General features: G+C 55.5%; 12 protein-coding genes and 1 pseudogene. 3 read left to right on the top strand and 10 right to left on the bottom strand.

Features of this window, described 5'->3' with window-relative positions; all coding sequences use genetic code 11:
* Positions 1 to 14: 14 nt before the first annotated feature.
* The 8 genes and pseudogenes from QP999_RS00665 to QP999_RS00630 form a co-directional block, all read right to left on the bottom strand.
* Positions 15 to 362, bottom strand: a complete 348-nt coding sequence (locus QP999_RS00665; RefSeq protein ID WP_284847367.1) for a DUF2200 domain-containing protein — start codon at positions 360 to 362, stop codon at positions 15 to 17.
* A gap of 55 nt (positions 363 to 417) precedes the next feature.
* Positions 418 to 1671, bottom strand: coding sequence for an ATP-binding protein (locus QP999_RS00660; protein ID WP_284847366.1), 1254 nt, complete (start codon positions 1669 to 1671; stop codon positions 418 to 420).
* A 197-nt stretch (positions 1672 to 1868) separates the two neighbouring features.
* Positions 1869 to 2450 carry a hypothetical protein gene (locus QP999_RS00655; protein ID WP_284847365.1) on the bottom strand — a complete coding sequence of 194 codons (582 nt, stop codon included), beginning with the start codon at positions 2448 to 2450 and terminating at the stop codon, positions 1869 to 1871.
* A 3-nt stretch (positions 2451 to 2453) separates the two neighbouring features.
* Positions 2454 to 3026, bottom strand: a complete 573-nt coding sequence (locus QP999_RS00650) for a hypothetical protein (RefSeq protein WP_284847364.1) — start codon at positions 3024 to 3026, stop codon at positions 2454 to 2456.
* 31 nt (positions 3027 to 3057) lie between these two features.
* On the bottom strand, positions 3058 to 4332 hold the full coding sequence (locus QP999_RS00645; RefSeq protein ID WP_284847363.1) for a hypothetical protein: 1275 nt from the start codon (positions 4330 to 4332) through the stop codon (positions 3058 to 3060).
* 304 nt (positions 4333 to 4636) lie between these two features.
* Positions 4637 to 4741 (bottom strand): annotated as a pseudogene (locus QP999_RS00640) (arginine deiminase family protein); the annotation flags it as partial.
* A gap of 390 nt (positions 4742 to 5131) precedes the next feature.
* A complete protein-coding gene (locus tag QP999_RS00635; RefSeq protein WP_284847362.1) occupies positions 5132 to 5764 on the bottom strand; it encodes a type 1 glutamine amidotransferase in 633 nt (210 codons plus the stop codon).
* A 21-nt stretch (positions 5765 to 5785) separates the two neighbouring features.
* Complete coding sequence (locus QP999_RS00630; RefSeq protein WP_284847361.1) at positions 5786 to 7357, bottom strand: alanine/glycine:cation symporter family protein; 1572 nt, start codon at positions 7355 to 7357, stop codon at positions 5786 to 5788.
* Positions 7358 to 8200: 843 nt separating this feature from the next.
* On the opposite strand from QP999_RS00630, the gene QP999_RS00625 reads away from it, so the two are divergent.
* Positions 8201 to 8539: a hypothetical protein gene (locus QP999_RS00625; RefSeq protein ID WP_141748952.1), complete on the top strand. Its 339-nt coding sequence runs from the start codon at positions 8201 to 8203 to the stop codon at positions 8537 to 8539.
* Positions 8540 to 9005: 466 nt separating this feature from the next.
* Here QP999_RS00625 and QP999_RS00620 read toward each other — a convergent pair whose 3' ends face one another.
* Together QP999_RS00620 and QP999_RS00615 are read right to left on the bottom strand one after the other, a co-directional pair.
* A complete protein-coding gene (locus QP999_RS00620; RefSeq protein WP_284847360.1) occupies positions 9006 to 10253 on the bottom strand; it encodes an arginine deiminase in 1248 nt (415 codons plus the stop codon).
* Between the two features lie 407 nt (positions 10254 to 10660).
* The gene (locus tag QP999_RS00615) at positions 10661 to 11854 is read right to left on the bottom strand and encodes an ATP-binding protein (protein WP_284847359.1); all 1194 of its coding nucleotides are present in this window, start codon (positions 11852 to 11854) and stop codon (positions 10661 to 10663) included.
* Between the two features lie 319 nt (positions 11855 to 12173).
* Here QP999_RS00615 and QP999_RS00610 point away from each other — a divergent pair, with 319 nt between their 5' ends.
* On the top strand, positions 12174 to 12635 hold the full coding sequence (locus QP999_RS00610; RefSeq protein ID WP_284847358.1) for an ASCH domain-containing protein: 462 nt from the start codon (positions 12174 to 12176) through the stop codon (positions 12633 to 12635).
* A gap of 128 nt (positions 12636 to 12763) precedes the next feature.
* Complete coding sequence (locus tag QP999_RS00605; protein WP_284847357.1) at positions 12764 to 14476, top strand: bifunctional metallophosphatase/5'-nucleotidase; 1713 nt, start codon at positions 12764 to 12766, stop codon at positions 14474 to 14476.
* The last annotated feature ends 26 nt before the right edge of the window (positions 14477 to 14502 follow it).

The following is a 14502-nucleotide window of genomic DNA, read 5'->3' as shown; positions in this document are numbered from 1 at the left end:
GTAGTTGTCGAAAGCTAGCCGCGAAGGATTTTCTCCATGGCTTTTCCTTTGGTTAGCTCGTCAACGAGCTTGTCCATGTACCGAATATTTTGCATCAGCGGGTCCTCGATGTCCTGGACACGGTGCCCGCAGATGCTGCCGGTGATGAGGGAGCGGGATGGGTTCAGGTGCGGGGCCTGCTCGAAGAAGTCCTCGAGGGTGACCTTTTGCTTCCGGACCCGTTCCAGCTCCTCAACCGAGTAGCCGGTAAGCCAAGTGATGACTTCGTGAAGCTCGCTGACAGTCCTGCCTTTGCGCTCTACCTTCTTAACGTAGTGCGGATAAATATCGGCGAAGGGAACGGAAAAGATGCGGTGAGACATGGGCGCAGTATATCGGTGGGCCTCATGGCGCGCGGCGGCCGTTCGTTGTCGCGGTTTAGCCGTGCCAGAGCGTCGAGATTGGCATTGCCCAGAGGTTTTCACCCATCGGCAAGACGTCCTTGCCTGTGTACAAGACAATTCCTGCGCGGAAAGAATCACCAGCTACCTGCTGAAGATAGCGCAGGCCAGCAAAGTCCTTCGGCTGGATCGACATTGCGGCTTTGACCTCCACGCCAACAACGTCCCGGGATCGTGATTCCAGCACAAGGTCAACCTCTTTGCCAGTAGAAGTCCGAAAGTGGAAGAGGCGATAATCAACTGATGACCATGCTTTCTGCTTCAGAAGCTCGTTGGCAACAAAGGCTTCGCAGATGCCGCCGCTAAGCGTGCTGGAAATGTTCATCTCCAATGCCTCTGGCTCGAGGCCTGCCAGACTTGTGGCCAGTGCGGTATCCGAGAGGAAGACCTTAGGCTTAGAGATAGCTCGCTTCTCAAGATTTGTTCCCCATGATGGTAATTGGTTAATCAAGAAGACATCATTCAGAGCAGCTACATAGGTAGGGACTGAGCGTTCGGGAATGTCGAGTGCACGCCCAATGTGCGCCGCTACAAGTTCCGCGGTGCCTTGTGCAGCAAACTTGGCGAGAAGATTGTGTAAGCGGTCAGGGAATTGAATGCCGTAGAGCTCGGCAGCGTCTTTTGACAAGACTCGCTCAATATAAGCATCGAACCACCGGTGTTGCCGTCGCCGACTAGAATCCCTAAGTCCTGGAAAACTCGGCGTGCAGAAGAGCTGGAAGTAGTCAGCCCGGGAAAGGGCGGATGCGGGTTGTACGCTTGCATCTTTTAATGACCACATTCGGCCTGCAAAGTCTTCGTGGATACCTAAACGTTCGCCCACGCTGAGGCCGTGAAGGCGAATAGTTTCTGCGCGGCCAGCGAGAGATTCTTCAGCTCCTGTGAGACTGAGGAGGTTGGATGATCCGGTAAGGATAAAACGACCCGGCCGTCGATCTTCTTCGAGTGCGCCTTTAATCGCGCGAAACAACTCTGGTGCGCGCTGAATTTCATCAATGGCCAATGTCCCCTCGGGGAGCTGCCTGACAAACCCGTCTGGGTCCGCTTTTGCAGAGGCCAGCGAAGCGCTCTCATCAAGGTTAAAGAACCTGTGTTCTCTACCTTCGAGCAATTGATAGACGAGGGTACTCTTTCCTACTTGGCGCGCGCCGGAAATAGTCAGCACAGGTGTATCCGACAGAACTTCTTCCGCCAAATCTTGTGCGTTTCTATGTAGAAAAGAATCAGCCATGACAGTAAATCTACCTGCACTGTTGCGGTTCTGCAATGCTCCCGCTGCCATTCTGCAAAAACTTCGTTGCCGTTCTGCAATGCTCTCGTTGCCGTTTGATCATGCTGTGAAACGCCAAAAAGAGGGCACCCTCAGCCGCTGCGAAGCGGTGTGAAGGTGCCCTCTTTTGTAAAATCTGGGTGGGTGAGATAGCTGGGTTAGTTCCAGACGGGGGCATCGCCCAGCTGTAGCTCGGAGTAGCGCGCTTCCGGAACGGTGGCGGAGTAGGGCTTGCCCACGGCCTCCCATTCCTGGTCGGCGTTGCAGCGCACGTCCTGGCCGTCGGTGTCGAGCATGGTAAAGCCCCACACCAGCTTGCCCTGGGAGTTGGCCGGCAGCGTGTACGGCCCCACCTTCTGGTTGAGCTTCCAGTGCTGCTCGCTGACGTAGTGGAAACCGTAAGTCTGGGTGAGCACCTTGGCCAGCTCGCCCTCGCCCTTGATGGAGCCCGAGACCTCGATGGTCTGGGTGCGGGCCTGCGTCACGGTGTGGCTGACCGGCACCGGCTCAGCGTTGCGGTTGGCCACGCTGGTGGCGTCCGTCTGCTTGAACCAGCGGCGCTTGGCAGTGACGTAGGTGCCGTTCTCACCGGGCGTCGAGCAGTGCGTGCCCGGCTGGAAATCATCATTCCAGCGCTGAGGTAACTCGAAGTCCCCGCCGAAGTCGGCAGCGTGGGCTACAGGAGCAGCCACCAGCAGGCTGAGTGCGGCACAGGTGCTCGCGATGGACTTCTTTAGCACGCCTTAGCCCCAATCGTTGTTGTCGCGCGTGGAGACCTCAATGTGGCGCTCCTTCGGCAGGGTAGCGGTGAAGGTGCCGCCGTTGGCCTGCCAGGTGTGGTCGGAACCGCAGATGGTCTTCTGACCCTCAAAGTCGGAGACGACCCAGCCGGCGCGCAGCACAGCGGTCTTACCCGGAGCAATGTTGTACGGGCCGACCTGCTCGCCCACCTCGTAGGACTGGGAGTCGGTGTAGCTGGAGGAGAAGGTGAAGTTGATCAGATCCAGCAGCTTGAAGTCAACGCCGGCAGAGACGTTCCAGGTCTTGGTCTTGGTCTCCGTAATGGAGCGGGTTACCGGCAGCGGCTCGTCGTTGTAGTTGGAGATGGTCCAGGAACCGGCGGAGCCATCGAAGTAGGTGCGCTTGATGTTGACGGTCTGGCCGGTATCACCCGGGTTAGAGCACTGCTCGCCGATGGTAGTCGGGTTAGCCGGGCCCAGGTCACGTGCCGGGAGAGCGTTGGCGGCTGGGGCAGTGATCAGGCCGCAGGCGATGGCAACGGCAGCGGTGGTGGAAGCAATCTTGGTCTTGAACATGGTGATTTCTCCTTGGGAAGCAAATGGGGGATTAGTAGATGGTCTGGGTCGGAACAGGAAGGTTGCGGTACTCGTCCGGGGTCACGTCCTCGGTGCGGGTGGAACCGTCCTTGCCCGTGATGGTGGCCTCCGCCCAAAATCCACTCGGCGCGGTGGTCTGCTTGTAATTGGAGGTCAAGCTGTACTTTCCGTCCTTGCCGCAGTGCAACTCGCGGTAGTCGATGCGAGTCATAGTGGTGCCGTACTCCACGCGCACGCGCTCACCGGGAGCCAAGTCGATGTGCTCGAGTTCGGTTCCCACCGGCATGTAGGCGCGCTTGACCGCGCCGACGGACTCCAGCCAGCCCTTCGGGATATCGCCGCGGTTGCCGCGCCAGTTGGTGTACGGCGCGTGCTCCGCGCCAACGACGAAGTCGGTCACCGGCGCGTACTCGTAATCACCCTTGGACCAGTTGAGGAAGTCCGTGGAGTAACCCGGTTTGCGGAAGGTCGGCTTCACAGCGGTGATGTCCAGCGGATACCAGGACTTATCGCCGCTCTTGCAGGTTTCACCTTCCTTGGGCCAGGACGGATCGCGCTGCAGCTCTTCAGAGGGCTGCATGATTTCGTCCTTCTTCGGGTCCGCAATCTTTTCCAAGCTCGGGCCGGACACGGAGGTGTAGTTGCCCTCAACGGGCTTGGAGTTCGCGCCCGGGGAGCGGGAAGGAATCTCCATGGCCAAGTCCGAAATCGAACCATCGGCCTTGATGATGTAGGCAAAGGCATAGCGCTCAGCCGGGCCCTTGCCGCGGATGACGTTGGCGCCGGGGAGGTTTTCCAGGCGGTCGTCGTTGCAGCCGACGAACATGGAGATGAAGTCCTTCTCCACCACGCCGTACTCCACGCGGAAGGACTCGCCCGGCTTCAAGGTGATGGGGCCGAAGGTTTCCTTGTCGTGCCAGCCGTTGGACAGCTTCAGCCCGATATCGGACTTAGCGGTGGTATCCCAGCCAGAAGGCATTGCGGCCTTGGAGTTGGCCTCGATCTTGTGGTTGGTGCCGGTCTCAATGGAGGCGGTATAGGGCACGTCCTGATCGGTGGTGTTCTTAAACTGCAGGGTGCCGTCGCTCAAGTAGCGGCGGCCGGTCTCTGCGAAGTGCCACTCGGGCGTGGCGTTGTCTTCACCTGCTGCGCTGCAGCTCTTGTAGAGGTTGGTGATGGGGTAGGCCTGTGGCATGGGCGGAATGTTGGCCGCCTGTGCCGAGGGGGTAACTAATGCCGCGGTTGCCACCAGTGGTGCAAGCGCGCGCAGTCCCTTAGAGAGCACCTGTGTACCGTCCTTATATTTTATTAAGCGAAAGTGAGAGATTTGTAGAATCCGCAATTATTTTAGGAGGCATGCAGGGGGTAGACAATGGATATAGAAAACGGCTTACGACGCTTGAAGAAAGTTAGTGGCGTTAAGTATTTGCTGGCCAGCCCATTGATCTTTCGTACACAAACTTCTGTATAACCCCGTGTGGGTGGGTCAGTGCAGACCCGGTCTCTTGACTTTATGGGATACGCGCACTGGTGGTTGGAAGAAGGGAATGCGCGGCGCGACACCGTAGGAACACTGCCCAGGGAACCTTCTAATAATCCACCGCATCACGCACAATAAGGCAGGTCATGCAGTGCCCACCGCCGCGCCCGCGGCCCAACTCCGCGGAGCCGATCTCGACTACCTCGATGTCGGCAGTCCACCGCTGTTAGGGACTAATTCGGGCTAACGGATGCTTGAGTGGGTGGAACCGATTTCGCACCAGTGAGAGAGAATGAGACTGCAGTGCTAAATCCGGAAAAGAAACGTGTGCATGGTTGATTACAGTTTTGAGGGTGCCCTACCCCGGATTATTTTCAGGCAGGGACGAAAACAAACCATTCCGGAGCTAGTGACTAGTCTCACTGCCACAAGGCAGAAGGAACGCAGATAAACAAAGCCTGACCCAGCATGGGTCAAGGCTTACGAGTCCTGGGTTCCCTCAAGCGGAACTGCTAACAACGTAGTAAGGCAAACAACTTCAAGACTTCGAAATGGACTCGCCTTCACTTTGAGATGTCGCTCAACCCAACCGGAAATACGGGCCTTACAGGTCTCTAAAGTTTTTAGCAGTGCTTTGCCCAACTGCGACAATCCGATCGTCTACAGCGGACATCTTGGTGAGCATTTCCTCTTCGCTTTGGTCGGAAAGCGTAGCCCAGTAGGCCATAGTTTTCGGCGACGCCTCAGGATGGAATTGAACTCCAACCGCGGAACCGATCCGAAATGCTTGAATTGCGTTTTCACTGGATGCCAGCAGCACTGCACCTTCGGGGATCTTGGTGACAGAGTCGTAGTGCGATTCTGCTGCCAAAAACTCACCTTTGATTTCCGAAAACATCGGGTCAGAGAGGCCTTCTTCGGTTAGTTTAATTTTGAATGGTCCGTCCTCTACACCCGAGTTTAAACTGACGTCCCCGCCAAACGCTGTCGCAAGGATTTGATGTCCTAGGCAAATCCCCAGAACCGGAACCCCTTGGGATACGGCTTCAATCAATAGCTGGCGCAGATCTTCCAACCAATCACCATCAATGGCATTCATCCTTCCACCAAGCACGATGATTCGATCACCGCAGTCCTCAAGCGAAGGTGTTGGAGGGACAATTTCGTACTCATCGTCTAGCCAATTTTCAAACCTATCCAAACCTACGATGGGGTCTGGTTGAATGACAGTAATCATAATTCTCCCTTTCTGTTCTACTTACGTTGTAACTGTTATTCCTGGATCGTCTTCCTGCGAGTTTTGTCTTACAACAGATTCTGAGTGAATGCGCTCCGCCGAACCAAGATTTTGGCTTCGCTCCTCCCAAAAGTCAGCATTTTTGATACCGACACGTTTAGGATCAAATTCTGGGTCCACTCCACGCTTTTTCTGTTCCACATAGTCTTTCAAACAGGTGATCGCCGGTGCTTGAAGAGCAAGAATGACGAGAATGTTCATCCAAGCCGTAGCGCCCATGCCAATGTCTCCAAGTGCCCAAGCGACTGTCGGAGTAGAAACTGCCCCTACGAAGACAGATGTCAGCAATAGAATCCTTAATGTCCATATGAGTCCCCGTCGGGCCTTCAGACTGCTTACCCATCGATTGAAATAGCTAAGGTTCACTTCTGCCGAGTAATAGGAACCAAGAACGGTAGTAAAGGCAAAGAACCCAATCGCAATCGCCACAAAGGACGATCCAAAACCATGCAGGACGGTATCAAGCCCGTTCTGAATGAAACCTGGACCAACTGCTACATCCTCAGGAAGATTTCCGCGGTAGCGGACGGGACTCTCTTCTGAGGGTTGTTCGAAAACTTTAAACATCCCTGTCGAAATGATGATGAATGCCGTCGCGGAGCAAACAAACAATGTATCGACGTAGACCGCGAAAGACTGCACAAATCCCTGCTTTGCAGGATGTGAAACTTCTGCTGCAGCTGCTGACTGAGGAGTAGTTCCCTGCCCAGCTTCGTTGGAGTAGGCACCTCGTTTGACGCCCCACATAATCGCGGAGCCCAAGAGCCCAGCGAACAATTGCTCCTGCCCAAAAGCAGATCTAAAAATTAGCCCAAAGACCTCTGGAATTTGTTCGAAGTTAACGCACAGGATGACTATTGCGAAAACGATATACAACCCTGCCATCGGTGGAACGACAAGAGAAGCGAAGTTCGCAATCCTCTTAATTCCACCAATGATGATGATTGCAATCGCAGTGGTGAGAACCACTGCTGAGACCGTAATATTAATCCCCCAAGCGTTATCTAGTGCTGCAGCTACACTATTCGACTGAATCCCCGGCAAGAAGAATCCCGTAGAAAGAGTGACTACCAGCGCAAAGATGGCCGCTAGAGCCTTCATGAAGGGTGCAATCTTCGTCCCGCGATACGCTTTTTCAATATAGTAAGCCGGACCACCACGATACTCACCAGTATCGCGGTCCTTCTCCTTATAGATTTGCCCTAATGTGCATTCAATGAAGGATGAAGCGGCACCCATGATTGCAACGGCCCACATCCAAAAAACTGCCCCCGGACCACCAAAAGCGATTGCTGTCGCTACGCCAGCCATGTTTCCAATGCCAACACTGCCGGCTAGGGACACCATGAGCGATTCAAGTGACGAGATTCCGGAAGATGACTTCTCTGAGCTCCGAATCTGCCTTAGCATGTTGGGAATGCATCGAATCTGTACCCCCTTCGTCGCAATCGTAAAATACAAACCTGCACCAAGCAGTAATACAACTAGTGCCGGTGACCAAAGCACTCCACTTATTGCACCTAGAACTTCCATTACGGAGAAGGCCCTTTCTGTAATTCTCATCCCAACAAATCGGTTAGTAGGATTATGGTCACGTCATAGTGTGAATGTGCGGTAAGTTACGTTAAAGTTGCGGAGTGTTAAAGATGTAGATTGTCGATTTTGCGAGAAAATAGTGGTTACAGGAGAGTTTTAGCCACTTTTCCATTTTTGCTAACTTTTTGAAAATCAACCGATGAGTCGTAGAAGCACCCCCATACAGGGGTTAGTTTTTCTTACTTACTGAAGATTCGGGCACTCCCTGATTTGAAGAGTCGATCTTCTTTCCTCCGTCTACTTCTAGCTTCTGCAATCAAGCAGTTTCAACGCAGCCCCTCAACACTGACAAGGGGCGCGTAGCGGGTGCGTGAGCCCGCTACGTGTGGGAGTGCTTGATTGTGTACTGGAGTGCCTCGTCAGGCTTAGCAGGAGCAAGTTCCTTGAGCAGATATCGCTGTGGAAGGGCTCTTGCGGTTGCGTCGAGGAGGGGAGTATAACCTGCGTGAATTTCATCCCGTGGCATTGTGCATGGTTATGACAGTGACTGGACTCTCCGATGAAATGGCGCTGACCGCTACGCCGTGTTTGTCTAGCTGCAGAGCAATCCCCTCCTTGCACTGGTTGGCGCGGGTCAACATATCTATGGGAACGACCTGCTCTGACACGCGGAGTGGTAGCCGGTGAGCTTATCCACCCTCTTTTCGGAGTTCGACCACCAAGTGAATTCTGAGATGGCTTTGGCATAGCCCAGGCTCTGGACTGTAGTGCGGTACTTAACGGGCTGCTTTGAGGAACTCGTCCGCGGGATTCGATTCCGAAGTTTTGTAGTACCGGACGTTGACTGAAATTCCGCTGGTGAGAGTCTCTAGTGATAAAGATTTCATTTGGATTGCGCTTCGCCAATACGCGGAGGAATTTCCAGTGGCCGGCGTGGAAAACCTGAGCTTCGTCGACGAGCGCGTGAACAAATGCACCCTCCGTGCCGGTGCGATGCTCTACAATGTGTATCGCAACTGCTGCCACAGTAGGATAGGGCAGTTTCAAAGGAGAAGCGCACTTGGCGGAGAAGAACTTCATTACTTCCTGTACGGCCTTGCGCTCAGCGCGGGTCAGGGGCGTACCGCGTCCGGTCCGTCGGGTAAGGAGGCAGGACTTTTGGTTTTATCTCGAGCGTAAGGACCATCGCCGCGTGCTTCGGCGAGAGGAACGTGGTATGTGCCTTCACCGATGGCAGTGCGTTTTCTTTCAGAACTGAATCTTCCTCCCATAGACGCATTTTTCAAGGCCACCGAGACCGCTAGGCAGGACATCCGCGTCCATCCCCAGCGCGCTCTTCAATAACGCAGCCTGCTCGGTGATTATGCATCTTGAACACGCTGAAAATCAGCGCATCGATGTCACAGTCCACAGTCTCGACGCACTGTGGCCTGCGGATTCTGGGAGGGGGAATGAAAGTTATTCATCTGACCCTTGAGCGTGGCGGCTAGCTTTCGAGTATATGTAGTGAGGGAAGCAGGCCCCTTCGGGTTTTAGCAGGTGCTTCGCGCGATGTAGAACCAGTACTGCTGGAGCGTTCCCGTATAGAATATGCGTACAACTGGGGTCTCGAATAAGGCCGTGATAGTTCCTTTGGGCGTCCGGATTAATAATCCACCGCATCACGCACAATAGGGCAGGTCATGCAGTGCCCGCCCCCGCGCCCGCGGCCCAACTCCGCCGAGCCGATCTCGACCACCTCAATGCCGGCGGCGCGCAGCTTCTTATTGGTGTACTTGTTGCGGTCATAAGCCACCACCACGCCCGGTTCAATGGCCACGACGTTATTGGCGTCGTCCCACTGCTCGCGGGCGGCGGCATAGGTGTCCCCACCGGTTTCCACCACTTGCAGGCTCCTGACGCCAAGTGCCTTGGCGACGACCTCGAGGAAAGACTCGGTGGGCAGTTCGACGTCGAAAGGCGCCGTGCTTGTGGAGGGGTGCAACACGATGGGCCGGATAGTGTCCACGATCTTGGGGTAGGCGGTGACCTTATCGGCATCCAGGAAGGTGAGCACGGTGTCCAGGTGCATCGAGGCGCGGTCGGCGGCCATGGCGGCGATGATGATCTTCTCGGCCGCGCCTTCCTGGAACAGGCGCATGGCCAGCTGGCTTACTCCCTGCCAGGTGGTGCGCTCACCCATGCCGACGAGGACGATGCCCTTTCCGATCGGCATGATGTCCCCGCCCTCCAGGGAAGCCAGGCCCGGCTCCTCATCGGTATTTCCGTACCAAAACTGAAAATCCGCCTGCGCAAACCGCGGGTGGTAGTTATAAATCGCTCTGGTCAGCAGTGTTTCCTGGTGGCGCGCCGGCATCCGCATGGGGTTGAGTGAGACCCCGCCATAAATCCACGCCGAGTTATCCCGCGAGTACTGAGTGTTGGGCAGCGGGCGCAGCGCAAAAGCGGAAGGCCCGTAGACCTCTCGCATGGCGTCGATGGTGCCGTGGCCCAGGCCTTCCGGGATTTCGGCGAAGGGTAGCCCACCGATGAGGAGCTCCGCCAGGCGTTTGTTAGACATGTCCTCGAACCAGTGGCGCAGCTCGCCGCCGATGCCGACACCAACGTTCTTATCCAGCAGCTTGAAATCCAGGATGAAATCGCGCCCGCCCGGGGTGGCCAGGGTTTCCTCTAGGAGCGTGTGCATCTCCAGCACCTCGACGCCGTAGCTGCGCAGCTTGGCGACGAACTCCGCGTGATGCTTCTTGGCTTCGTCGACCCAGAGGACGTCGTCGAAAAGCAGCTCCCCACAGTTGCTGGGGGTCAGCCGCTCGTGCGCGAGCCCCGGCGCACACACCATGACCTGGTGGAGCTTGCCAACTTCGGACCAAACGCCCAGCGGGGGAGTTGTCATGTGTGTGAACCTTTCTCGGCGGGGTGTGCCGTGTTATTCCCTAATGTGGTGAGTAGGGACACCCGGGTGGTGGCATGTGAACTAGACGACAATTCTAAGAAAAGTTCGCACTTTTTCAAGCTCCCGCAAGCCGAAGAAAGCCCACGTAGATGCAGGTTTTGCGGCTGTGTGCATACTATTATCCCCGTTTATTCACACGGCACGGGCTGTCACATGGTGCGGTTCCGCGCCGCGCTTGCCGACGCCCCGCCTTCCGTCACTGCGGCAACACCGACGCTGGCAGGGGCGGCATTGCCCGGCGAGCTTGGTGAATAACTTCGAAAAGAGTGGAAACTCTGCGCGAATAGTAGAGATGTAAACGCGCGGGGGTAGTTGTGGCGTGCAGTCCGAGGGCGAGGGAGGCCTCGCTACTGGGCGTCGAAGTCCTCGGCTATGAGGCTTGCCGCGTGTTCGCGGAGGTAGTCGCGTAAGTACGGCAAGGCGAAATCGACTTCGCCGTGGCCCGTGGTGGTGATCATTTCGGCGTCGAGAAGCCGGCGGCGATAGTTGCCTACATAAGAATCAGTCTTATTGAAGCGTGCCTTGATATCCGCCATCTTGGAAGGGCCATCGCTTTGGGCCATGTAAACCAAAAAGCTTCGGTCGACGGGGGAGAGGTCCGACAGCGCTGGCTCATGAACAAGCTGGCCGAGCTTGCGCTGTGCTGTTGCGACTCCGCGCCGGGCAGCGTCGATAGAAATCTCGGTACCTCCGTCAGCGGTACGCGCCTTTTCCCGAAAGGAGCACTGGCCAACGAGTTGGATCATGAATGGATATCCATGGCACGCCTCAACCGCGGTTTCCAAAGCGTCCTGTGACCATGAGGTGGCGGCGCTGTGAAGGGGTTCCTCCAGTGCTTCACGTACATCCGAATCGGAGACCCTGCCCAGCTCAATGCGGTTAGCACGTCGAAGAAAGGTAACTGGATTGGTGTCGCCACGACTGTTCAGCTTCCCGGAAAGCAGAGGTCTAATTGAGGACGGGATGCCTGCCATGACAACGGAAATGTCCTCACCCTCGCGAACTAAATGTTGAATCGTAGCGCCGAGCTCTATGAGCTCCTGGCTGCGTTGATGGTGCATTTCATCCAGTGTTACAAGAACCCCACCGGGCTCCTGGCGGGATTTCCGGTCGAGCTCACGTTTATAGGCCAGTAAATCCTTGAGTGCATTGCGGAGCGAGTACGTGGACTCTGCGATAGCTCGGGTATCCCAATTGAGCCCGCCTCCAATGCCGAGGATAGAGACGTTGAGGCCTTTGAGCTGTTTCCTCTCCTTAGCCAGAAGCTGAATAATGCTGCTACGCAGTCGCTCAACAAAACCGGTCGTTGCAGTGTCACTGAGCGTGAGCCAGCCACGCTCGAGCGCTTCGTCTTCGAAGGCATTAAGAAGGACTGTCTTGCCGATGCCGCGTGGTCCGATGATGAGTGAGATCCTCTCATGGGCACCAGGGCCTTCATCGAGTGCAAAACCGAAATCACGAATGGCATCGCTGCGGCCAACCAACAGCGGGGGAGTGGCGCCGAGAGTAGCCGTAAAAGGGTTGGTGTGTTTCGGATTCATGTCCCTCACTCTAGACCACAGAGCTTTTGAAGTCTTGTGAAGTTTATGAATTTTGTGAATTCTTTGAAGTTTATGAAGAGCTTTGAAGTTTGAAGAAGGGCCTGCGTCGCTATTAATAGGAGGCAGTGGCGCGGCATGGAGCGATTGGGAAAGAAGTTGGTTTACAAGTTCTTTGTAAGGAGCATCTTTGGCGCAAGGGATGCGCCCGGACATCGTCGTGGATGAAGCGAGTTTGGGGGAGCGAGCATCGGGCCGGTCGGAACAGAAAGCGAGCGCGTACTCACTCAGCAACTTTTAACTGGCCACGTACTGTAAACGTATGACTCAGGACGCTTTGGAACCGATATCGGGACTGCCTCGCGGCGAGTTCGCATTCCCTGGCCCGCTTCGCGACGCCCTCGTCACCGCCATCCTGAACGGCACGAAAACCACTACGTCATCCTTGCTGGTTGAGCACCCGCGCGGCCATGACCCGCGCGATGATGTGGGCACCCTTGAGGCCGTCCTCGACTCACACGACAACGTGGTGTGCGTCATCCGCACCACCGAGGTTCAGGTCTGTCGGCTTGCGGATGTCAGCGATGAGCATGCCATCGCTGAGGGCGAGGGCTACGTCGATGCCAGCGAATGGCGCGCAGGGCATGAGCAGTTCTGGCGCTCGCCCGAGTTCGTTGATTACATCGGAGAGATAGGCATTAACGACGACACCCAGGTGGTGTGCCAGCGTTTTGCTGTTGATGGGCGGTATCCGGTTAAGGCGTTGGAACCGTGGGATTCCTGAAGGGGCATGCCTGCGGGCTAGGCGTATTCGTAGCTTGGGCCCAGCGGTAAACATGTGGACGATGAATGTTCATCTAAACTTTGCTTCAAGGTTGGGACCCCTCCAACAGCGTTAGGCAAGATTCCTCTATGCGCAATCGTCACACTATTCTTGCTTGGACTGCTCTTCTTTCTCTTAACGCATCTAACGCTGTCGCTGCTGAATCGGACCCAGGTCAGGCGGCAGTAGCGACCGGAGACGTTGTCTACTTCCAGGACATGAAGGAATTTGAGCCCCGAGCCTGGGATGACGGTAGCCACCAAGGTGGCATCGCCTACTTAGCAACTGCCCTCGAGAAAACCCGCCAAGAAGAAGGTGACCCTATTGTCGCCTTTGGTGGAGAACTTGCTGCCGGCAGCCTGTTTGGCTCAGTCTTTCGCGGTGAGCCATTTGTAGAGGCTTTTAACGAACTCGGTGTGGACGTTGGCAATTTTGGCAACCACGACTTTGATTACGGCGTGGACCATACTCGTAGCCTTATCGAAAAAGCCGAGTTTCCGTGGATTTCCAGCAACCTGACTACCCAGAATGGCGAGCCGATCAGTGATGACGGGACCACGTTCACCGCTAAGTCTGGCGACCTCACCGTCGGGTTTGTTTCTCTTACTGCCGACCTTGATCGAACGGTAGCCGCCAAGGATGTGGTAGTGGGGGACTTCATTGATTCCGCACGCGCCGGGGTTAACAAGCTCCAAGAAGAAGGCGTCGATGCAATCGTTTTGCTGAGCCAGATTTCAAAAGAAGACACCACTCGGGTAATGGAAGAGAATCCCGAGCTTGCAGCAGCGTTGCGTGAAGAAAACGAGGCGCAATCACCGGAAGAAGTAACCTACACCGCAGATGGTCGGCCGATCGTCGCACCGCGCGCTGATTATGGAACGTTGGTTCACCTCGACATCACCGTTGACCGGTCCACACAGGAGAACACAGTGAAAGTGGTGAACCATCCGGTCAATCCATCGCTTAACGCTAACGAAGAGTGGAAGACACGCAGCGAGAAACTCTACGGTGAATTAGACCGCCAACTGGGCGAGCAACTTGGTACTGCGACGCAGACTTTATCAAAAGCAGAACTAGGTCCGTTGGTAGCGGATGCATACCGCGAACATTTCGATACCCAGCTTGGATGGCAAAACGGTGGCGGCCAGCGTGCTGCCATGAAAGAAGGGACATTAACCCGTCGCGATGCGCAATCGGTGCTTCCTTTTGGAAACTCACCAATCGCGATTCAAGCGACAGGCGCACAGATTAAAGATGCGCTGGAAAAAGGTATTGAATCCAACCCAGACGGTGGAAACGGCTTCCCGCGGACTGCTGGATTCACGTTTGATTACGAGATAAATGCGCCATTTGGCGAGCGCGTCACGGCGATAAAGCTCGATGATGGCACGTCAATGGACATGAATGCCACCTATTCACTAGCCATTAGCAACTACGTGGTAAATGGTGGCGACAAGATCGATTCATTCGTCGATGCGCCAGTGACTTCCGAGGGCACGGCAATCGACGTCGATGTCTTCTCCGAGTACATCAAGCGGCATGGTGAGCTCTTACCTTTGAAGACTCCTGATAAGCCAAACAGCCCAGCAAACGATGGGAAGAGAGAAGAATCATCGATTGGATCTTCGCGTGGAGCAGCCGTTGCTATCGGGGTGATTGCCGCACTGGCGGGTGCTTTCGTCGCGTTTACTCCCAAGCCCGTACTGGAGGGGATTGTTCGCTACCTGAAGACCTTCTTGCCGGGCTCGTGGCAACTAAATCTTCCTTCGGATCGCTTCCCCTTGCAGGGACTGCATCAATAACCAGGGCATTTCAGTTCTACGGAGTC

This window comes from Corynebacterium sp. MSK004 (assembly GCF_030232515.1).
Taxonomy (GTDB): Bacteria; Actinomycetota; Actinomycetes; order Mycobacteriales; family Mycobacteriaceae; genus Corynebacterium; species Corynebacterium hesseae.
This window is presented reverse-complemented; position numbering and strand designations above follow the sequence as displayed.